Source organism: Bradyrhizobium sp. CCGB12, assembly GCF_024199845.1.
GTDB lineage: Bacteria > Pseudomonadota > Alphaproteobacteria > Rhizobiales > Xanthobacteraceae > Bradyrhizobium.
The window spans coordinates 7,587,708-7,608,512 of the sequence record NZ_JANADO010000001.1; the positions used below are offsets into that span (position 1 = coordinate 7,587,708).

The window sequence follows — 20,805 nt, forward strand, 5'->3', positions numbered from 1 at the left end:
ATTGAGTATCCGCGCAAACACATCGATCGGCTAAGAGTGAGATGATTTGCCAGAAGATGCAAAGCCGTGAAGCTTGCGGTGATGGTCTAGGTAGCGTTGGTGCCGAGAGCTCAGCTTTGCAATCGATAACTGTGGACCTATTCCGAAACAGCGAAGGCTTTGGTCGGTCAATCTGCTTGAAATCAGAATGGATCCGTTCTCGTCGAACGAGATGAATCCACGATCAAACAGCCCATCGATGTGGACGGCAAGCAGGAGGCCATTGTCGGGGTCGAGACGTTCGGTGGAAGTCGCTTCACACCAAGGCTTGATATGCGACGCGCGAAGAAGCTCCGGGATTGCTAGGCCGGTCAGCGCGCACCGGGCGCCCCAGACGTCCAAAAGGTCGCGACGAAAGTTTTGCTGACCCAACCTCACGGCGCGCATAGCTTCGGTCTCGGTCCGTGGATCGATGTCCATCTGATCCGCGCTCTCGACTGAAGGTGTGATGGGCATGCCCTCAAGTGTCTCAACGAAGCGTCTGAAGGCCTGCTGGGATGCGAAGCCAAAATCGACGCCATATGGAATCGGTGCCTTGCCCGACCAAATTCGCTTTGGGAAGGCTCGCATAGTCGAGTTGTGATAAAATAAACTTCGATTTTCTCGTTGAACGCCAGGTATCTGCATTAGAGCCGTGACCCCTTCCTCGTAAGCTGGGTCGACGACCAGGACGGACCTGTTGCTATCGAATTTAATGTAGAGCGTGGTGAGGCCGCGGGTTGCGCGTCGCGTCTTAACGCCGGTTGGAGCGAGGTCGAAGCCAGCCGTGATCAACTCTTCACAGAGCAGATCTCTGCTCAGTTCATTGGCCATCGCGCGGGCGGGGGGCGGGTCGAAAGACCAGTGCACGACGACCGGCGTGGTATCTTCCATATGACTGGCCCACGCGCGGCCTGCATAAGTAAACGGCAAGCGGTCCGCAGATCGATGGAAGATATGCGTCGGCGAAGAGCCTTCCGAAATGGCGCGCATCAAGGGTTGGGAGAGATTTGAGCGGTTTTTGGCGGACCAGACGAGTCGCTGGCCGTCCCAGCGGTTCGGGTAATCGTGGCCGGTTCGTCCAGCTGAGTCGACGTTGCAGAATACAAAGAGTTCGTTATCGAATCGCGTATAGCCGGTGGCCCAATCGCCGCCTCGTCGATCTCCGGGCACGCCAAGAAGGTCCTGAATCTGCGTCCGTGTATATTGCGCGCCCACCTCAAAGTCCATTTTGCCTCCAGAGGTCCGTTTTGCCGATCCGCTTGGTATTCTCCTAGAAAGCGATCGACGACAATGCAATGCGCGCTGTAGACGTGGCTGCTGCAAGGCTGTGAGGCGTCGAGACCATAAACGCGGATTGTCGAAGTGGGTGGTTGGGATTTCAAAGAAGGTGGTCAGCGCATACTGCACTGCGGCATGTGCAATATTCCATAACGACGCATACGCGAATGCTGCTCGTCAAAAATGCTTGGCAGCAAGAAGCCCGAGCAGAACTGTGCCCGAGACGGCGGATACTGCGACCATATTAATTAGGTTTTGCGTGGCCACCGATAGCATCGATGCCGCGGAGGACGGCAACGAGTTCGCTTTTGATTTCTCGCGTTTTGGCCTTTGTGGCGTTGTTTTTGCAGACATTGCATTTCCGAGATGGCGGGCCAGGCCGCCATGCGGTCTGACCCTGACGCGTCCCTGTCGGGATTTGTCCCCGATCTGAAGCCACCATTGCATGCTCGCGGACGAGAAAGCTTAAGAGGTCTGGTAAACCAAAAACAGACGGGAACTGATGGTTTATGAATTCGCGACACGTGTCGCGCGGGAAGCCCCGAGTTTCTGCAATATCGTTGATCATATCAAACTCACGGCAGCGTGTCAGCGCGCGCCGGTACCGCACGTTGACACGTCACCGCTCTATCCGGCCAGCGAAAGCTCGGCCGGCCTGATGGGCTCCGGACGGGTTCGCCGCCATCCCCATCGCCGCAATTGATCCGCCCCAGCGTGCGGCTTCTCCTGCGGTCCCCGCGCTTAAAGGGTCCGGGTCCCCGAAAGCCTTAAGCCGCCTCGCTCGGCAGCGTCGACGTCATTTCGGCAATCTTCTGAAACTCGACAAATAGCTCAGGCTGATATTGCTCGAGATATCGCCCCACGCGGTCGTTGGTGACCAACTTGCGGAGATACCCCTTGACCACCGTCAGATGGAGGTGATCTTGGCCGTACAAGTCTTGGATCGAAGATATCGCTTCCTGCAATCGTGAGAGTTCGCGTTCCATGCGGGCAATAGCTTCGGCGGTCATGCCCTTCAACCGCTTTGGCGTCTGTGGCGTGACCAGCTGGGCCTGGGGAGTGCCGGCCAATAGAGCAGACGCATAACTAACCGAAAAATTGTTGGCATTGATGAGGAGTTCGGTGGCCTCTATCTGACGCAGGGGGCTCATCTTACGAAGAACATCAAAGACGGCTAGAGGACACATCCGGTCCTTTAATAGGCCAACGACCTCCCCGCATATCCCGTCAAGCAGTTGCGCCTTACGGGATATGCTGCGGACCTTGATGTCCAGGGCCCGCGCTATCTTTTCCTTAGGGACATTGCGCTCGATCGCTTTGGCGATCATTCGCTGCTCCTGAATCGGAGACAACCGGCTAATGCGTTTGTTGTAGGTAAACGCTTCATCATCAGTCGAGATCAGGCATTCCACCTCACTCTCCCCCAGGTCGCGAAGCGCTTCGATTCGCAAATGGCCATCAAGCAACAGGTAGGAGTTGGGATTCCTTCTGTCCTGAATGACGACGGGCGGTTCGACTAGTCCGATCTCGCGAATAGACGCCGCAATCTGACGATATTTTTGAGTGGATTTCGTAGCTTTCTCGATCACCTTGACCGGCAAGATCGAAGCGATCTGCACCATCACGAAATCGGCGCCAAAAGCCTGGGTGATCTTGTTTGAGGAGCTGGTATCGACTGGTTTGCTCATATCGCGACCCCATCGGCGATCCGCTGTTCGAGGAAAGCAGGCATGGTATCGAGACGCTCGGCCTTGAGCAGATTTACGAAATTCTCATCGTCTCGAAGCTCTCGCATAGCTTCGACGATGAACAGCAAACGGCCTTGTGTGACCTCGGCCTTCTTAACGAGCAGCTTTTGGCGGTCCGCCTCTTGGCGATAGACGCGGATGATCGATTCGCCGGTAAGTGGTCTCCTGACGCTGTCGCGCCGTTGGGACCGGTTGTCGTGAATATGTTTGCCACTGCGCCGCCGCTGCTCGATAATCCTGCGCACTGCGACCAGCTTCTTTCCGCGTAATTTCTTTTCCGTGTAAGCCTGCGTCAGAGCCTGCTGAACGTCCTCATCACTCGATTTTGCAATCTCGATCGCCATATTCAGGGGGAGGATGCCTGCTTCGACGGCCGCCACGAGCCGTTCCTCCCCCTTTTCCAGCAGTATGCCAATCATGTGAATGTATTCGACGCTAACGCCGATTTTGGGTGCAATCTCGTGGTCGCTGTAGCCACGGCCGCGCAGCGTGCTGATATCCTGCAACAGGTCGATAGCTCGATGCTGCCGCCTGGCGCAATTTTCGACCAGGCTCATAACTAGGCAATCGCTCTCCTCGGCCTCGATGACGATGGCCGGAATTTCCGTCTGACCGAGCTGAATGAACGCTTCCACCCGGCCCTGGCCACACACCAGATCATAGGTTGCGGTGTCTGCATCGCTCTTTCGCGGGCTAACCGTGACCGGACGCTTAAGCCCAACCTTGGCGATGCTCTGCACGATCTCCTGAAAATTACGACGATCGCGGACTCTCGGATTCAAAAAGCGAATTTGGTCTATCGGGATGATACTTACATGTTTCGACCCTCTTGGATTGGATTTGCTCATGCTGCCTCCAGGAATGATGTGCGGGCGGCCATCGAATAGAGAAAATCGAGCGATTGGAACCGGTAAGCGTCGAGCGAAAGTGCGTTGTCCTCCGCCATCCGTATCTGAGCGGTATTCATGTCGATACTTGGAAAAATGTAATAGTCGAGGGGGCGTTCGTTCGAGCGATCTAGGCGAACGGCAACCGTGATGTCCGGCGCAAGACCAGTGTCAAAGCGAATTTGCCATCGAAGCGTACCGGCCTGCGTCTCGAAGGACCGCGCGAATACGATGGATAGCGAAAATTCCTCGTTGATCAGAAGGAGGTGAGTTACCGGGTCACAGACGACTATTCCGCCCACTCTTTCGAAGCCAGCAACAATATCCGCTGACAATCCAGGGAAGGCCTCGCGTATATACCGATTGATTTCGATGTACCGATAGTCACGGTCTGGCGCGTAGCCGATCAACTTGTAAGCCCTTAAAAGGCTTCCGAAGCGGTGTCGATATAGGCTCGACGAAGGCATGTCGTCACGCTCATCGATGATAAGACCAGATAACGATCCCTCTTCGTCAAGGACGGTCTGGAGCAGGGACAGTAACTCCTCGTCAGAATAATGATTGCCCCGCACGTCGATGATGGCTCTCGCGCGCTCAAAAAGCGCTCGATCTACAATCGAAGGGAAGGCGCCATCCGCTCGAACCCAGGTGTCTGGCCGATTGACCACACGGCGCTGCTTTAGTTTGTACGAAACGCGATTAAAGATGTTGTTGCCAATGTATTTTTCGTTAGTCAGAATTTGATGGATCGAAGCACGGGTCCACGGACGGCCAAGATCGCTTAAGACACCGCGTTGGTTTAGCGCTAACGCGATTTCTCGTTCCGACTTTCCCTCTTCAACGAACATCGAATAGATGCTGTGAACGTGTGCAATTTCTTCATGGGGGCCAGGCGTAAGGACAACCCGATCGGTTTGAAGGCTCTTTCGATCGCCGCGTCCGAGTTCCCCCTTAGGATTTCGTCCCTCATCGATTAGAAGGCGTCGCAAGCCAAATCCGGCCGGACCGCCTTGGCGAAAGCCGTGCTCGATGAGCCGGCACTGCCCGGCAAAAACCTTGACCGATAGTTCGCGGCTGTATTCGCCGGCCATGACCCGTTTGACGTTCTTAAGGAGGATCGAGCCGATGCTCCCGTCGTTGTCAAACTGTTCGCCGCAATAGTGGACACGTATCCCTGCCCGAGAGCATACGTGCTCATGATATGCACCTTCATCCGCGTCTTGAAATCGTCCCCAGCGGCTGACGTCGTAGACTAATATGGCTTGAAAGCCGGCCGCGCCGGATTGCACTTCCATCATGAGAGATTGCAATCCGTCACGACCGTCCATTCTTAACCCGCTACGGCCAGAATCTTCAAAGACACGCACGATCGTGAAGCCCCGTTGCTCGGCATATCGACGTATCGTGTGGAGTTGATTCTCAGTGGAGTATCTCTGTAGATCTGTCGACATCCGGACATAGGCGGCGGCTAGAGAAGGACCTTCTCTTCGATTTTGGCCCTTGCCGATGCTTTTGATGCGCCCTGTCAATCAGCACCCAATTCCAATGCGGTTCTGTCGGCCTCCCCTAAGGCATTCATGAATTACCGCCTGATCGTACGGGAAAGGAGGGTGGAATGTCGTTTCCAAAAAAGGGTAAGTCCTTTCCAAAAGGCGGTAAGTCCTTTCCAAAAAAGGGCGGAGGCGGCGGTTCGGATTTCAGCGTTGACGATCATGCATTCGCGATGAAAATCGCATCGGCATTGACGTCGGAACTTAGGGATCGGAACTCGCGCGCAAAGTTGGTGGCGGGCTGGACGGGTGCGAATGAGCGTACGGTCAAAAATTGGATTTTAGGACGATATGCGCCCTGCGGCCGACACCTCGTGGTTTTGGCTCAGCATTCAGACCAGGTACTAAATGCCATTCTGTCGATGGCGGATCGGCAGGATTTGCTTTTAGCTCCTAAGGTGGAGGACCTGAGGCGAAAGGTATTCGAATTGGCGGCTATCATCGGGGAGCCGGGTCGCTCATCGACTAGATCTCATATATTCTGAATTTCGTCCGTCCGTCGGCACGTGTCGAGCGGCTAGCTTAGCCGGTCGGATGGTCACGGCGTAAACGGATATCCCTGGATTCGGCTTGCGGGGTTCGAGCGGACCAAGGACAAAGATCACGACGAGGCCTGCATGTGACCCCTAGCCGACCTGGCGCCGACGACGGAGATTTCTGCTACGGGAATCCATCATCTGCTTGCGTCGCGCCAATGATCTCTCCGCAGCGGGAAGTTCCGAGTCCGAACCTAATCGGCTTAAGCCGCCACCGAGGTCGACACTCACTCATGGCCAAGTGAGTGATGAACGTTCGAGATCATTTCTTGTGGCACTCCCCCAGCACTCCGCTTGTGACGACCCGGTCCTGCTTACGCGTACCTGCGGGAGGAGGTACATAATCATAGCAGCTACCGAACTCGGCTTTCCTCTTAGTTAGGTCTTCGACCGATAAGGTCCTCATCCCTCCCTTGGCGTTTTGATCACGGAAAAAGTCCAACCTCGCCTTGCCCTGGAACGACTTCGGCAAACACCAAGCTGTCAGGGCCATGGTATCTGTAGACATAACAGCAGGCAGAATGACGTTCTTTATGGCGTCGTCGCAGGCTGACTGATCTTCAAACTCGATCGACTGCGTTGACTGCAACGCCCACAAGCGATTGTTGCCTAGCGTAGGCGGCGTAACGAAAAACATGATCACGAGTACGAATTGCATCAACCCCTCCCGTCACCTCTGCTGCTGGATGGCTGTCTGCAGATTGATGATCTGTTGCTGTAGTCCTAATGTTCCTAGTGTGGCAGCAGCTGCAGGCGTTACAGCGTTCGGACTCGGAGCGGCGCTCGAGTATTGTGCTCCGCTAGGGAGCGTCCGAACCACAACGGGCTTCTTCGCCTCTTGTGCCGTAAAGGCTATCGCAACCGACTCATCCAGCTTGTAGGAGCCGGAAGCACTTGCGAAGTTTGTGCCGAAAGGCTGATTGTAGGTGAACGTACCACTGCCATCAAACGTAATAACTATTTGATTGTTGTAAGTAGGATTGTTTAGTCTGGCCAAACTCCCTACGTCGCCTTCCGCAGCCGCTGCAGTGCGCGCTAACCAGTCCCGTATTCCAAGATAGCGTACAAGCGCGTGATAGCCCGTTGAGGAAGTATCACAGAATAGCGGATATTGATTCCGCTCATCCAGCAGTGTCGCAGACGTAAGGAGATACGCGGCTGTACCATCGGTGTGGCCCTTCGTATCGTACCTCACGCCTGGTGCGGGCCCGATGGTCCAATTATTGAAAAACTTCGCCGAAGGTAGCGAGGTGCTCTTACCAGTGAGACCCGCGTTGAGCGTTCCCTGTGTATCAAATTTGGGCGTCAGAGTGATCGATATCCCCCAGGAAGTTCTTAGAAAGCTTGGATGCGAAATGCTGAGTTCGCGAAGAGCGAAACGAAGTTCACAAACTGAGTGCAAAACAATTTGCTGAACAGGCAACATAAAATCGGGCGGCATGCCAGGCGGCGCCGCGCAACTGGTGAGGAGCAAAGATGCGGTTACAGCTGTACCCAGACAGCGAACATCTGACATAGCCCTACGTCCCCCACGCAGACCTAGATAGACAATCCTAGGTTTGATGTACCGTTGATTGCAAGTCCTTTTATGGGGCGCCATGCAGCAACTGTGGAAGGCGTCCTCGGAAGAGTATCCCGCTACGCCTGGCCACCCGTCTTCCGGAAGGACCTGGATCGGGCGCAGGCGTTCTATTCCGATAAGTTCGGTCTCGACCCGGTAGAACAGCGCGAAGGTGGACTGCGCTACATCTGCGCAGCTGGTGAGTTTGCGATATTCATCTCGGCCGGAGTGCAATCCGGCACGCACACGCAGATGGGCTGGGAGGTTGAAGATATCGAGGCAACTGTGCATGAGCTTCGCGCGCGGGGCGTCAAGTTCGAGGAATATGACTTGCCCGGTCTTAGGACCGTTGACGGGATCGCCGAGATAGCCGGGAATTACGCCAGCAAGGGTATCGGTGAGCGAGGCGCATGGTTCCGCGACAGCGAAGGCAATCTTCTTGGAATCGGGCAGCCCGTTCGACCCTGACGGGTGCCGGGGATAGACAAGAGCACACGGCAGACCAGATGCAAGTAAGCCAGGGATTGCGGCCAGGATGAGCCACTTCCAAGCGCGAGCGTCCTTCAACGCACAATCTATGAGAGCGGAGGCAACCCATTCACCGTCGCTGAATGTTGATAACGGTGCAGTTTGGACCTTGGCAAAAGGCGACCGAAGCCCCCCGCGGCGCAATTTAACCTGCAACCGATCTAGCGAAAGCACCTGAGGCGCAACGGTCGAGCAAGTTTTTTTCTAAGTTCTCTCCCTCCGCCATTCGCCGCCCGATCTGCAAACTTCACCGGGCAGGCACCTCCTAATCCCCGCGCAGGAATTTCAATATGGCTTCGAGAAAGGAAGCCTGCCGCTCGACATTGAGCATATGGACGCCGGGCAGCAGGACAAGCTGCGCTCCCGGAATGGCGCTGGCGATCTCCTCGCTATGGCTTGCGAGGGTAACGGTGTCGTCGATGCCTCCGATCACCAGCGTCGGTGCCGCCACCAGAATGTTGTGCGCCGGAGGTCGGCGTCGCGCACGACGGCGAAGCATCCCGCGAGCCCCTCGGGCACCGTCGCAAGGATCATGCTTCGGAAGACTTCGACCGTTTCCGGTTCATCGCGGATCATTTGCGGCGGAAACCAGTTTCCGATGAACATGTCTGCCATGGCGGTCATATTCCGCTCGCGCAGGACCCGATTGATAAGCTCGTCCCATTGCGGCGCGGGGCCGAGATAGGCTGACGTGTTCGAGAGAATGAGCCGGTCGATCCGCTCGGGAGCGCGCAGGCCCAGCCATTGGCCGATGAAGCCGCCGAGCGAAAGACCGCAGAAGTGCGCGCGCTCGACTTTGAGCGCATCCATCAACTCGATGATATCGCGGCCGAGGCGGTCGAGCGAATAGGGGCCCGGCGGAGCGTCCGAGCCGCCATGGCCGCGCGTGTCGTAGCGGAGCACGCGAAAGGACTTTGAGAGCTCTGCGATCTGCCGGTCCCACATGCGGTGGTCGGTTGCGATCGAGTTCGAGAGGACCAGCACCGGGTGGTCGCCTTTGCCGTCAAATCGATAGGTGATCCGGCAACCGTCTCCGGTGATGAAGTGGCTGATGTTGCTCATTCGGTATCTCCGCGCGCGAGTGTCGATCCGATCTAGCGCTCGCGTCGGCGCTGGAGAATTACTATGTTTGAGCAATGACTGTCGAAGAAATGAACAAACCTGCTTCCTTCAAGCTGCACGATTTGCGCTGCTTCGATGCCGTGGCGCGCTTGGGCAGCTTTCAGGCCGCGGCGAATGCGCTTCATCGCACGCACCCTTCCGTCTTCGCGGCCGTCACCCGACTGGAGGAACGTCTTGGCCTGACGCTGCTCGACCGGAGCGGCTATCGCGTCGAGCTAACCGAGGCCGGTCGGATGTTTCATGCCCGCGCTGGGATATCGTTGCGCGAGCTCGACAATCTCGACAGTTACGCGCGGCAACTGGCCATCGGGGAGGAGCCTTTACTACGAATCGTGCTTGGCGATTTGTGCAACAGGCCCTCGATCCTCGGTGCGCTCTCGACCTTCTTCGTCGACCGGCCGCGCACGCGGCTGCATCTCGATTACGAGGCGGTGAGCGGTCCGTTTGAGCGTCTGCGCGATGGCTCCGCCGATCTGATCTTTCACCGTGCCGCCGCCTCGCGCACCGATCTGGAGCAGATCAGGCTTTGCGAGATCCGGCTACTGCCGGTCGCGGCGCCGGGTTTTCTGCCCCATGAAGCAGGCTCTGAGGTGACACCTCAACAATTGCAATCGTTCACCCAGTGCGTGATCCGGGACACGGCGCGCGATACAACCCCGGAAAATCACTTTCTGATCGACGGCGCGCCGCGTTGCTCCGTGCCCGACCACACGATGAAGAAGGAATTGATCTTGCATCGGATGGCCTGGGGCCACCTGCCTGAATTCATGATCGAGGACGAGCTGCGCGTCGGCGCTTTGATCAGCTTGCAGGGGCGCTACCTTCCGGGACGAACGGAAACGCTGGCGGCAATGCGGCGCATCGACCGCCCCCATGGACCGGTCGCCGAAGAACTGTGGGGATGGCTCACGGATGGACTTCGAGAATTTTAGGCCGGATGTAACAGCGATCCAACGCGCGACCGGCTCCTCCATCTATCGGTCTTCGACCAACTTCCACCCATCCCCCGCCCGCACGTGCTCGGCGAGGAAATCGATGAACGCGCGGACGCGTGCCGGGAGCGGCGCGGTGTGGCCGACATAGACGGCGTGGATGTCTTCACGGTCGCTGGGATTGTAGCTTTGCAGCACCGGAACGAGGCGGCCGGCCTCGATGTCGGGGCCGATGTGGAAGAGGGCGAGGCGCGCGAGGCCGACGCCGCCCAGCGCAAGGCGGCGGGCGATTTCGCCGTCGCTGGCGCGCGCGACGGGCGGCGGAACGGCTTCCTCGGTGCGGTCGCCGCGCTTGAATGGCCAGCCGCCGCGGATGCGCGGAGAGGTCCAGCCGATGCCGCGGTGATCGGCGAGCTCGGCCGGGTTCTTCGGCGTACCGCAACGGGCGCGATAGTCGGCGCGCCGACCACGACCATGCGGCTGGTGCCGAGTCCGCTGATGATCCTGGCTGTGTGAAAACTCAAGAATCGAAACTCGACGAAGAATGATATTTTTCAGTTCGTTCTCTAAGTTGAATCCGCTTGCGCGTTGAGCGACTAAAACGGTCTTGGACGAATAACTTCTTCTATCGAGATTGAGCGTCTTCGGGTTTTCACACAGCCAAGATCCATCGCGGACGCCGCATGAGCGTTCAGCACCGACCTGACGGGAAGCCGACACGAGTCGGATTACACTCCGGCGGCTTGTCCAACGAGCTGCCAAACCATCTACTCGTCAACGAGCCATCATTGTCGATCCAGGGGATCGGTGGCAATTGCGGCAGGTAGGATGCATACGGCATGACTTTCGCAAGCGTCACTCTGCCCGGAAACCGTGTGAGGAACGCCTTGTTCATTCCGCCGTCCAGTCCGCTGTATATCGGGGCAGCCGGCAAATTGTCTTCAAGCAATCGCGCGTATTCGAGCTCGTCGGCGCGCCTCTTCTCCAGCGCCCGCCGCCCGATTTCTGGATTGACGACGAAGGGAGGACATTTTTCGGCAGGGTTGAACACTAGAGGCGACGACGAACTCGGGGGAGGTTGCGCATCGAAGACATAGCGGCGATCGCACACATCCACCCTCGGTTCGAGCCGCGTGGTCTCGAAATGATCGTTGCCGATCTTGAGCATGTTCCAGAAGCGCAGGTTGGGACTATTTCGATGCCGCGCCAGATTGGCCGGCGTCAGGCGGAACGGATAGGCCTGGACCTGGAACGACGGCCGGCCGCCGAGGAATGAGTCGCGCGCCAGCGAATAGATTTCGCTTATCTGTTCGTCGGTCATGGCATAGCAACCACTCGACCAGCAGTCGCCGTGGATCATGAGGAAGCTGCCGTTGCGCTTGTGCGCCTTGTCGAACGTGTTGGGATAGCCGAGGTTGATCGAGAGATAGAAGTTGGAGTTGGGATTCATCAACTCAGGTGTAATTGTATAGAACCCTTCCGGAGCCTGTCGGTCGCCCTCGTACAACTTCGGCCCGAGATCGCCCGACCACCGACAGATCGGATAGGTCTTGAGGATCTGGAAAAGGCCGGTCGCGTCCTGTTTCCAGACCTCGAGCTCGGCCTCCTCCTTGAAAAGACGCACGACGATAGGTGAATATTTCGGCATCTTCTTCTGTTCGAGCAGCGAGAGCAGCTCAGCGGGTAGTTCCCTCGTTGCCTTGGCCGGCAACGGCTTGCTGCTTTCGCCAAGACACGTGACCGGCGTCAAGGCCGTGGCAAAAGCCGCCGCCAGCACAAGTACTCGGACCATGGCGCGGATCACTGCTGTGCCTCCAGCCCTGCCGACCGCGCGCGCTACGTCTCGAACCCGACGAAAACCGTCGCTTCCTCGACGGACTTCCGCTCCGACACCACCGCATTCGCCGGAAAGGTTTGATCCGGCCAGCCCAGCGCGATGCTTTTCATGATGATCTGATCGTCGGCTATGCCCGCGTGCTCGCGTACCACAGGGGATTGCATGATGCCCTGGCTGTTGATAACCGCGCCGAGCCCGCGGGACCACGCGGCATTGACCAGGGCGGTCGCCACGGCGCCGCAGTCGAAGGGCGTATCGTCGCTGCCGTCAAGCACGCGGTCATAGGTGATGATCACGCAGACGGGCGCGTCGAACTGGCGGAAGCCGCGCAGCACCCAGTCCTGGCGTTTTTCCATGTTGTCGCGCTCGATTCCCATTGCGGAGAATAATTGCTTGGCGACGCCGACCTGCCTGTCGCGGTGCTTGCCTGCAAAGGCCTGGCCCGTGCGGAACTCGCGCGACTGAGGAACGCCCGCCACCATCCGTTCGGTGTTGCCGGCGCGGATCCGATCCAGCGGTTCGCCGGTGACGACATAGAAATTCCAGGGCTGGGTGTTCATCGACGACGGAGCGCGCATCGCCAACCCGATGATTTCCGCAATCAGCTCCTTGGGTACCGGATCGGGTTTGTAGCCGCGGATACTCCGGCGACCGAGGATGACGTCATCAAACTGCATTTGTGTGGAATTCCCCTGACAAGTTCTGAAGCAGCTGGGATTCTCCCGGAAAATTCTTGATCTTTCAATCTGGATTGACTGACGCTCTCTCCGCCATTTGCCTCACCCGACCAACTTCCACCCATCCCCCGACCGCTTCAGCGTGGAATCACCCACCCGCACGTGCTCGGCGAGGAAATCGATGAACGCGCGGACGCGTGCAGGGAGCGGCGCGGTGTGGCCGACATAGACGGCGTGGATGTCTTCGCGGTCGCCGGGATTGTAGCTCTGCAGCACCGGAACGAGGCGACCCTGCTCGATGTCGGGGCCGATGTGGAAGAGGGCGAGGCGCGCGAGGCCGACGCCGCCCAGCGCTAGGCGGCGGGCGACTTCACCGTCGCTGGCGCGCGCGACCGGCGGCGGCATGGCTTCCTCGGTGCGGTCGCCGCGCTTGAACGGCCAGCCGCCGCGGATGCGCGGAAAGGTCCAGCCGATGCCGCGGTGCGCAGCGAGATCCGCCGGCGTCTTCGGCGTGCCGAAGCGCGCCAGATAGTCTGGCGCGCCGACGACCACCATGCGGCTGGTGCCGAGCTTGCGCGCGACAAGACGCGACGCACGCAATGGGCCGACCCGGATCGCGACGTCGGCGCGCTCCTGCATCAGGTCGATCGTCGTGTCCGTCAGCATGAGATCGAGCGTGACGTCAGGATGCTCTTTCAGAAAGCGCGGGATCAGCGGCATCAGATGCAGCATGCCGAAGGGAATGTTGCTGTTCACCGTGAGGCGGCCGCGCGGCGCCGCGCCGGAGGCCGCCTCGCGCTCGGCCTCCTCCATCTCTGCGAGGATCCGCACGGCCCGCTGGTAGAAGGCCTGGCCTTCCTCGGTCAGGGCCAGCTTGCGCGTGGTGCGGGTGACGAGGCGGGAGCCGAGCCGCGCCTCCAGCCGCGACATCAGCTTGCTCACGCCCGATGGCGTCAGCCGCAGTTTTCGCGCGGCCTGGGTGAAGCCGCCGAGATCGACGACGCGGACGAAGACCTCCATCTCGGCGGAGCGGTTGGTGTCGAAACGGGCCATGTTGAATTCATGTCACAAATCATTGGATTTGGGACATACTAACGGTTTTGCACGCGTGCAGCTATCTGCGTGGCTCGTCTCATCCATCGGAGCCACGCATGCCTCCCGCCGTCCTCGCGCTCACCGCCGGTGCCTTCGGCATCGGCACCACCGAATTCATCATCATGGGCCTCTTGCTCCAGGTCGCCGCCGACATGCATGTCTCGGTGCCGGTCGCGGGCTTGCTCATCTCCGGCTATGCGCTCGGCGTGTTCGTCGGCGCGCCGGTCCTGACGCTGGCGACGCGGCGGATGCCGCGCAAAACCGTGCTGCTGGCGCTGATGGCGATCTTCACATTGGGTAATGCCGCCTGCGCGCTGGCACCGAACTACGAGTTGCTGATGGCCGCGCGCGTGCTGACTTCGCTCGCCCACGGCACCTTCTTCGGTGTCGGGTCGGTGGTGGCGACGAGCCTCGTCGCCGAGGACAAGCGCGCCTCCGCGATATCAACCATGTTCATCGGCCTCACGGTCGCGACGCTGCTGGGCGTGCCGTTCGGCGCCTGGTTCGGCCTGATGCTCGGCTGGCGCGCGGCGTTTTGGGCCGTGACTGTTATCGGCGTGATCGCCTTTGCGGTGGTCGCGACGCTCGTGCCCGGCGATGTCGGCAACGGCGACAAGCCGGTCTCGCTTGCGGAGGAAATATCGGTGCTCGGCCGCCCGCAGGTGCTGCTCGGCCTTGCCATGACCGTGTTCGGCTTTGCCGGCCTGTTCGTCGTCTTCACCTATATCCAGCCGATCCTGACGCGCTTCGCCGGCTTTTCGGAAGACGCGGTCTCGCCGATCCTGCTGGTATTCGGCGTCGGACTCGCGATCGGTAACGTCGCCGGCGGCAAGCTTGCCGACCGTGGCCTCGCCGGCGCCTTGATCGGAACGCTCGCCGCGCTCGCCATGGTGCTTCTTGGGCTTGCCGCCGCGCTGTCGGTCAAGATCCCGGCGATCGGGCTGATCCTGCTGCTGGGCATCGCCGCTTTTGCGACCGTCGCCCCGCTCCAGTTGCGCGTGCTGGAAGCGGCTGGCCCTAGCGGGCGCACGCTCGCTTCCAGTCTCAACATCGCCGCGTTCAATCTCGGCAACGCTCTCGGTGCCTGGGCCGGCGGCGTCACCATCGATCGCGGGCTCGGCCTCTCGGCGCTGCCGCTGGTTGCAGCCGGCATCACCGCTGTCGGTCTGGTGCTGGCGCTGTGGAGCCTCTGGCTCGACCGCACGCAGGCGGTGGTCGCGGCGTGCCCCGCGGAATAGGAGAGCGATCATGCAATACCGCAATCTCGGCGCTTCCGGGCTCAAGGTCTCTGTCCTCAGCTTCGGCACCGGCACGTTCGGCGGCCAGGGTCCTCTGTTCTCGGCTTGGGGCCGGAGCGGCACGGAGGAGGCCCGAAGGCTGGTCGACATCTGCCTCGATGCCGGAGTCAATCTGTTCGATAGTGCCGATGTCTATTCGAATGGCGCCTCCGAGGAGATCCTCGGTGTTGCGATCAAGGGCCGCCGCGACAAGGTGCTGATCTCAACCAAGATGAGCCTGCCGACGGGCGACGGCCCGCTCGATGCCGGATCGTCGCGGCAGCGGCTGCTTGTCTCGGTCGACGCGGCGCTGCGCCGGCTTGGCACTGACACGATCGACCTGCTTCAGCTTCATGCCTTCGACGCGTTCACGCCGATCGAGGAGGTGCTGTCCACACTCGACACGCTCGTGCGCGCCGGCAAGCTGCGCTATGTCGGCGTCTCGAATTTCGCGGGCTGGCAATTGATGAAGTCGCTCGCCATCGCCGACCGGCATGGCTGGCCGCGCTATGTCGCGCATCAAGTCTATTACTCGCTGCTCGGGCGCGACTATGAATGGGAGCTGATGCCGCTCGCGCGCGATCAGGGCGTCGGCGCGCTGGTCTGGAGCCCGCTCGGCTGGGGCCGGCTGACCGGAAAGATCCGGCGCGGCCAACCGCTGCCTGAAGCAAGCCGCCTGCATGCCACCGCGCAGTTCGGTCCGCTCGTGGACGAGGAGCGTCTGTACGCCGTCGTCGACGTGCTGGACGCGATTGCCGCAGAGACTGGCCGCAGCGTGCCGCAGGTCGCGATCACCTGGCTGCTCTCGCGTCCCACCGTCGCTTCCGTGATCATTGGTGCCCGCGACGAAGCGCAGCTGCGTGACAATCTCGGTGCGGTCGGCTGGTCGCTGAGTGCGGATCAGATCAGGCGCCTCGACGAAGTCAGCGCAGTGATGCCGCCTTATCCCTATTATCCCTATCGCATCCAGGACGGCTTTGCGCGGCTGAACCCGCCGCTTGTGTGAGTCCATCGATCACTGACAATTCGCCGCATTGGCGGCTGCCGCCAATGCGCCATGCAGAAACGCCGCTGTACAGGCCTCGTTGCCGTCCGTAACCTCCGCGCCGCAATTCAGGAGATGCGACGTGGCGAAGAAGACGACGACCAAGAAGAAAAGCGCTTCAAAGAAAACAGTAGCGAAGACCTCGAGCAAGAAGGCCGCCGTCCGCAAGGGGGCTGCTGCGAAACCAGCCAAAAAAGCAGTCGAGAAATCGGTCAAGAAGGCCACGGTGCGCCGCCCCAAGGGACCGGCCTGGCAATGGTCGGCGGTCGACACCGCGGCCGCGATCCGCAATGGGGCCATCTCGGCGGTCGAGACCGTCGAGGCTCATCTCGAACGGATGCGGGCGATCAATCCGCGGCTGAACGCGGTCGTCGTCGACCTCAGCGAGGAAGCGTTGAAAGCGGCGCATGCGGCCGACAGGCAGCGCGCGAAGGGCGGCGAGCTCGGCCTCCTGCATGGCGTGCCTGTCACCATCAAGGAGAATGTCGACTACGAGGGGCGGCCGAATTTCAACGGCGTTCCCGACAACAAGGATCTCATCGCGCCGTCGGATGCGCCGGTCGTGCGCAATCTGAAAAAGGCTGGCGCGATCGTCATCGGGCTCACCAACACGCCGGAATTCTCCTTCCGGGGCTTCACCGACAATCCCCTGCACGGGCTGACGCTGAACCCCTGGGACCCCAATATCACCTGCGGCGGCTCCTCGGGCGGAGCCGGTTCGGCGGTGGCGGCCGGCATCGGCACCATCGCCCACGGCAACGACATCGGCGGCTCGTTGCGCTGGCCGGCGCATTGCAACGGCATTGCCACCATCAAGCCGACGCAGGGTCGCATCCCCGCCTTCAACGCCAGCGCAACGGCGGAGCGGCCGATGCTGGCGCATCTGATGTCGGCGCAGGGGCCGCTCGCCCGCCACGTCGCCGACGTTCGTCTCGCGCTGGACGTGATGAGCCAACGCGATCCGCGCGATCCCTGGTGGGTGCCGGCACCCCTGGCAGGCGAGAGGCCGAAGGGCCCGATCAAGGTTGCGCTGGCCAAGATCCCCGATGACATGGAGGTCGATCCGTCCGTCACAGCGGCGCTGCGCCAGGCCGCGGATCATCTCGAGCGGTCCGGCTATCGCGTCAGCGAGGTCGATGTGCCCGACATCAACGGTGTCTGGCAGACCTGGTGCGACATCATCACCAACGAGACCGTGATGATGCAGGAGGCTGGCATGCTGAAGGTCACGTCCGAGGACTTCCACAAGGCCTGGGGCGGCATGAAGACCAAGGCCAATGTGCTCGATCTCAAAGCCTGGATGCAGGCGACGGCCGCACGCAACGGCCATATCCGCGCGTGGCAATTGTTCTTCGAGGAGTATCCGGTGGTGCTGGCGCCGACCACGGTGAAGCCGACGCCGGGCCCGCGCGAGGACACGGTCAGTCCCGAGCGCGTGCGCGAGATCTTCTGGGGCGAGATCCGCTTCATCTCCGCAATCAACGTGCTGGGCCTGCCTGGCGCGGTGGTGCCGGTGGCGCTGCATGACGGCAAGCCGATCGGGGTGCAGCTCATTGCCGGGCGCTATCGCGAGGATCTCGCGCTCGACGCGGCGGCAGCGATCGAGAAGCGTGCCGGCGTGCTCGCCCATCGCCTCTGGCAGACGTTGGTCTGAGCCCGTTCCAGCAACCGCTTCAGGGCTTCGCGCATTCCGCGCGAAGCTCGCACGGGGCGGTCAGCTCATCAGATGGCCCCAATCGCCTTCTGAAGCAGCGCCACGGTGAGATGTTGGTGTTGCACCAGCTGTTGTTGGTGCTCGCGAGATTCGCCAAGTTAGCAGCGGGGAACCTGCGCAACGGTTCATCGCGGCATGAAAGCGGATATCCCTGCGTTGCCGATCATGTCGAGGGTGCGTCGCCGCCGTTGTCAGGCTCTCGTGGGGCAGGGAAGCTGCACCAAGTTCCACAATCGGCGTTCGGCTCGCATCTCTTCACGAGAAGTCCCTCAATCTTTGACTCCTTGATTTAAGTCAAATCCGATCCTGAGCAGGAGGAGAGGTTTCCGCCGGGTGCCGATCCGTGAGCGGCATCGCCTTATCATGTGCGCGGCACCCCAAGTAATGGAGGAAAGCCATGCTACGATGCCTTCTCGCTGCCTTGGCGGCGATGGTTCTGATCACCGTCAGTCTCATTCCAGATGATGCATATGCCCGCCGTGGCGGCGGCGGCTTCCATGGTGGTGGTATGCGCGCCGGAGGTTTCCATGGCGGTGGCGCCCGCGTCGCCAATGTCCGGGGCGGCGGATACCGGGTTGCGGGAGGCCGCTACGGCGTCGCCGGCCGTGGTTATGGCTATCGCCCGATAGCCGGGCGCCCCGTGGCGCGAGGGGTCTATCGCAATGCAGCCTATCGCGGCGCTTATAGGGGCGCAGCCTATGGTCTAGGTGCGGCAGCAGTAGGAGCCGCCGCAGCCGGCGCCTATGGCTACTACGGTGGCTACAACAGCTGCACCTATGACGCTTACGGCAATTACGTTTGCCCCGGACAATATCCGTACGGGTATCGATAATGAAGTTGGCGGGACGGTAGCGGCCAGCTCCGCTGCCGTCCGTCAAGGCTGCCGGAATTTCCCCGGCTCAGCCTCGCCGCGACCTGCTTGTCCAGATTCCTAGGACATAAAGCATCAAGGTGGCCCACCATCAGCAGTAGACTTGCCAAGTTGCGGCATCACATCGATCGGGCGAGCAGCATGAGATTTCCGGCAGGGGTCCTCGCGGGACTGTTCTTACTTAATGGCACGGGGGCGAGCCATGCGGTGGTTCGCATTGCGAATGATCGGGGCGGATCGATTGCCTACTACATCGAGAGATACGAGAAATTGCGCACCGCGCGTCAATCGGTCGTCATCGATGGCCTTTGCGCCTCCGCCTGCACGATCGTCCTTGCGACGATTGCATCGGACGACATCTGCGTCACCTCAAAGGCAAGACTTGCCTTTCATGCTGCGTGGGACTTCGGCAGGAATGGGCGCACATTTACCGACCGCGGGGCGACCCGGATGCTGTATTCGATGTATCCCTCGCCAATTCAGCAATGGCTCGATCGTCGAGGAGGATTAACTCCCCGTACGGTTTTTCTTCAAGGCAAAGAGCTGCATGGGATGTATCGGGAGTGCGATCTCGATCCACGGCCGTCCGCCACGCGATGAGTGTCGTGACCCGCAAGCTGCAGCGAGCAGCGTCTTCATTAATGCAATTTAACTCGAATTTTAGCCTATTCGCCAACAAGCGTTAGGGTTACTTCATCGATCTCTAAGCGAATTATTGTCCGCTTTACCACCCGCCTCTAACACGGGGACGGCGGACAACGCACATGCCCCTGAGGTCAATAAGTGCGGCCCGCCCCACGCGGAGGTGGCACGATGCGCAACGAGACGATCGCTATTCACGCCGGCTACGAACCCGAAGCCACCACGCACGCGGTTGCCGTGCCGATCTACCAGACCGCGGCCTACGCGTTCGACAGCGCTGATCATGGCGCGGCGCTCTTCAATCTCGAGGCGGAAGGTTTTCGCTACAGCCGCATCGCCAATCCGACCAGCGCGGTGCTCGAGAAGCGCATCGCGCAGCTCGAAGGCGGCGTCGGCGCGCTCGCGGTCGCGACCGGCCAGGCGGCACTGCATTTCGCCTTCGTCAACGTCGCCGACCACGGCGGCAACATCGTTTCCGTGCCGCAGCTCTACGGCACCACGCACACGCTGCTCTCCCACATCCTGCCGCGGCAGGGCATCACTGGTCGGTTCGCCGAGAGCGACAGGCCCGATGCGATCGAAAAGCTGATCGACGAGAACACCCGCGCTGTGTTTGCCGAGACCATCGGCAATCCCGCCGGCAATGTCTGCGATATCGAGGCGCTGGCCAAGGTCGCGCATGCGCATGGCGTGCCGCTGATCGTCGACAACACCGTGGCCACCCCGATCCTGCTCAAGCCGTTCGACTACGGCGCCGACATCGCCGTGCATTCGCTGACCAAGTTCCTGGGCGGTCATGGCACCACGCTCGGCGGCGCCATCGTCGATTCCGGCAACTTCCCCTGGGCCAAATATGCCGACCGCTTCCCGGCCTACAACAAGCCCGACGCCTCCTATCACGGCCTCGTCTATGCCGAGCGCTTCGGCCGCACCGCCTATATCGAGCGCGCGCGCAGCGTCTATCAGCGCACCATGGGCTCGGTGCTGTCGCCGTTCAACGCCTTCCTGCTGCTGCAGGGCATCGAGACCGTGGCGCTGCGCATGGAGCGCCATGTCGAGAACGCCCGCAAGGTCGCCGAATTCCTGCGTGGTGATCCGCGCGTGGCCTGGGTCAATTACACGGGCTTCCCGGACAGCCCCTATTATCCGCTGGTGCAGAAATATCTTGATGGTAACGCTTCCTCGCTGTTCACCTTCGGTATCAAGGGCGGCATGGAAGCCGGCAAGACGTTCTACGATGCACTGAGGCTGATCACGCGCCTCGTCAATATCGGCGATGCCAAGTCGCTTGCCTGCCATCCGGCCTCGACCACGCATCGGCAGATGTCGCCAGAGCAGCAGCGCGTTGCCGGCGTGCTGCCGGAGACGATCCGCCTGTCGATCGGCATCGAGCATTCCTCAGACATCATCGAGGACATCGACCAGGCGCTGGAAAAGGCCTGTCCGTCGTCGCGTCTGCAGGCCGCGGAGTAGGCGGCGGCGCC

The 20,805-nt window shown here is 60.4% G+C and carries 21 protein-coding genes and 1 pseudogene; 9 read left to right on the forward strand and 13 right to left on the reverse strand.

The window, feature by feature from the left end:
* Positions 1-30 precede the first annotated feature (30 nt).
* The 4 genes from NLM27_RS34700 to NLM27_RS34715 all read right to left on the reverse strand — a co-directional run bounded on the left by NLM27_RS34700 (position 31) and on the right by NLM27_RS34715 (position 5,463).
* Entirely contained in the window at positions 31-1,248 is a 1,218-nt protein-coding gene (locus NLM27_RS34700; RefSeq protein WP_254147548.1) for an HNH endonuclease, read from the reverse strand.
* Between the two features lie 818 nt (positions 1,249-2,066).
* The gene (locus tag NLM27_RS34705) at positions 2,067-2,987 is read right to left on the reverse strand and encodes a plasmid partitioning protein RepB C-terminal domain-containing protein (RefSeq protein ID WP_254147549.1); all 921 of its coding nucleotides are present in this window, start codon (positions 2,985-2,987) and stop codon (positions 2,067-2,069) included.
* Positions 2,984-3,895, reverse strand: coding sequence for a plasmid partitioning protein RepB C-terminal domain-containing protein (locus NLM27_RS34710; protein WP_254147550.1), 912 nt, complete (start codon positions 3,893-3,895; stop codon positions 2,984-2,986). The genes NLM27_RS34705 and NLM27_RS34710 overlap by 4 nt, the downstream gene beginning before the upstream one ends.
* Positions 3,892-5,463 (reverse strand): recombinase family protein, encoded by a 1,572-nt coding sequence (locus NLM27_RS34715; protein ID WP_256570055.1) that lies wholly within the window; start codon positions 5,461-5,463, stop codon positions 3,892-3,894. The genes NLM27_RS34710 and NLM27_RS34715 overlap by 4 nt, the downstream gene beginning before the upstream one ends.
* Positions 5,464-5,549: 86 nt before the next feature.
* Here NLM27_RS34715 and NLM27_RS34720 point away from each other — a divergent pair, with 86 nt between their 5' ends.
* The gene (locus tag NLM27_RS34720) at positions 5,550-5,969 is read left to right on the forward strand and encodes a hypothetical protein (protein WP_254147551.1); all 420 of its coding nucleotides are present in this window, start codon (positions 5,550-5,552) and stop codon (positions 5,967-5,969) included.
* Between the two features lie 313 nt (positions 5,970-6,282).
* Here the strand turns inward: NLM27_RS34720 and NLM27_RS34725 are convergent, their stop codons facing one another.
* Together NLM27_RS34725 and NLM27_RS34730 are read right to left on the reverse strand one after the other, a co-directional pair.
* A complete protein-coding gene (locus NLM27_RS34725) occupies positions 6,283-6,678 on the reverse strand; it encodes a hypothetical protein (protein ID WP_254147552.1) in 396 nt (131 codons plus the stop codon).
* Between the two features lie 12 nt (positions 6,679-6,690).
* Positions 6,691-7,461: a hypothetical protein gene (locus NLM27_RS34730; RefSeq protein WP_254147553.1), complete on the reverse strand. Its 771-nt coding sequence runs from the start codon at positions 7,459-7,461 to the stop codon at positions 6,691-6,693.
* Positions 7,462-7,590: 129 nt separating this feature from the next.
* Between NLM27_RS34730 and NLM27_RS34735 the strand changes: the two genes are divergently transcribed.
* A complete protein-coding gene (locus NLM27_RS34735; protein ID WP_254147554.1) occupies positions 7,591-8,049 on the forward strand; it encodes a VOC family protein in 459 nt (152 codons plus the stop codon).
* Between the two features lie 325 nt (positions 8,050-8,374).
* Here the strand turns inward: NLM27_RS34735 and NLM27_RS43880 are convergent, their stop codons facing one another.
* Positions 8,375-8,560, reverse strand: a complete 186-nt coding sequence (locus NLM27_RS43880; RefSeq protein ID WP_309144773.1) for a hypothetical protein — start codon at positions 8,558-8,560, stop codon at positions 8,375-8,377.
* Positions 8,539-9,171, reverse strand: coding sequence for an alpha/beta fold hydrolase (locus NLM27_RS34740; RefSeq protein WP_309144774.1), 633 nt, complete (start codon positions 9,169-9,171; stop codon positions 8,539-8,541). The genes NLM27_RS43880 and NLM27_RS34740 overlap by 22 nt, the downstream gene beginning before the upstream one ends.
* 74 nt (positions 9,172-9,245) lie before the next feature.
* Between NLM27_RS34740 and NLM27_RS34745 the strand changes: the two genes are divergently transcribed.
* Positions 9,246-10,163 (forward strand): LysR family transcriptional regulator, encoded by a 918-nt coding sequence (locus NLM27_RS34745; protein ID WP_254147555.1) that lies wholly within the window; start codon positions 9,246-9,248, stop codon positions 10,161-10,163.
* A gap of 42 nt (positions 10,164-10,205) precedes the next feature.
* Here the strand turns inward: NLM27_RS34745 and NLM27_RS34750 are convergent.
* From NLM27_RS34750 to NLM27_RS34765, 4 genes and pseudogenes are all read right to left on the reverse strand, one after another.
* Positions 10,206-10,654, reverse strand: a pseudogene (locus NLM27_RS34750) (LysR substrate-binding domain-containing protein); the annotation flags it as partial.
* A 200-nt stretch (positions 10,655-10,854) separates the two neighbouring features.
* Positions 10,855-11,967, reverse strand: a complete 1,113-nt coding sequence (locus tag NLM27_RS34755) for a L,D-transpeptidase family protein (RefSeq protein ID WP_254147556.1) — start codon at positions 11,965-11,967, stop codon at positions 10,855-10,857.
* 32 nt (positions 11,968-11,999) lie between these two features.
* Positions 12,000-12,677: a nitroreductase gene (locus NLM27_RS34760; protein ID WP_254147557.1), complete on the reverse strand. Its 678-nt coding sequence runs from the start codon at positions 12,675-12,677 to the stop codon at positions 12,000-12,002.
* Positions 12,678-12,779: 102 nt separating this feature from the next.
* Complete coding sequence (locus NLM27_RS34765) at positions 12,780-13,730, reverse strand: LysR family transcriptional regulator (RefSeq protein ID WP_254147558.1); 951 nt, start codon at positions 13,728-13,730, stop codon at positions 12,780-12,782.
* Between the two features lie 98 nt (positions 13,731-13,828).
* Between NLM27_RS34765 and NLM27_RS34770 the strand changes: the two genes are divergently transcribed.
* Positions 13,829-15,010, forward strand: a complete 1,182-nt coding sequence (locus tag NLM27_RS34770) for an MFS transporter (RefSeq protein ID WP_254147559.1) — start codon at positions 13,829-13,831, stop codon at positions 15,008-15,010.
* A 10-nt stretch (positions 15,011-15,020) separates the two neighbouring features.
* The gene (locus NLM27_RS34775) at positions 15,021-16,055 is read left to right on the forward strand and encodes an aldo/keto reductase (protein ID WP_254147560.1); all 1,035 of its coding nucleotides are present in this window, start codon (positions 15,021-15,023) and stop codon (positions 16,053-16,055) included.
* A gap of 9 nt (positions 16,056-16,064) precedes the next feature.
* Here NLM27_RS34775 and NLM27_RS43885 read toward each other — a convergent pair whose 3' ends face one another.
* Positions 16,065-16,319 (reverse strand): hypothetical protein, encoded by a 255-nt coding sequence (locus NLM27_RS43885; protein WP_254147561.1) that lies wholly within the window; start codon positions 16,317-16,319, stop codon positions 16,065-16,067.
* A 1-nt stretch (position 16,320) separates the two neighbouring features.
* Between NLM27_RS43885 and NLM27_RS34785 the strand changes: the two genes are divergently transcribed.
* From NLM27_RS34785 to NLM27_RS34800, 4 genes are all read left to right on the forward strand, one after another.
* Positions 16,321-17,748, forward strand: a complete 1,428-nt coding sequence (locus tag NLM27_RS34785) for an amidase family protein (protein WP_254147562.1) — start codon at positions 16,321-16,323, stop codon at positions 17,746-17,748.
* 457 nt (positions 17,749-18,205) lie between these two features.
* On the forward strand, positions 18,206-18,640 hold the full coding sequence (locus NLM27_RS34790) for a hypothetical protein (RefSeq protein ID WP_254147563.1): 435 nt from the start codon (positions 18,206-18,208) through the stop codon (positions 18,638-18,640).
* A 180-nt stretch (positions 18,641-18,820) separates the two neighbouring features.
* Positions 18,821-19,279: a hypothetical protein gene (locus tag NLM27_RS34795; protein WP_254147564.1), complete on the forward strand. Its 459-nt coding sequence runs from the start codon at positions 18,821-18,823 to the stop codon at positions 19,277-19,279.
* A 213-nt stretch (positions 19,280-19,492) separates the two neighbouring features.
* On the forward strand, positions 19,493-20,794 hold the full coding sequence (locus tag NLM27_RS34800; RefSeq protein ID WP_254147565.1) for an O-acetylhomoserine aminocarboxypropyltransferase/cysteine synthase family protein: 1,302 nt from the start codon (positions 19,493-19,495) through the stop codon (positions 20,792-20,794).
* The last annotated feature ends 11 nt before the right edge of the window (positions 20,795-20,805 follow it).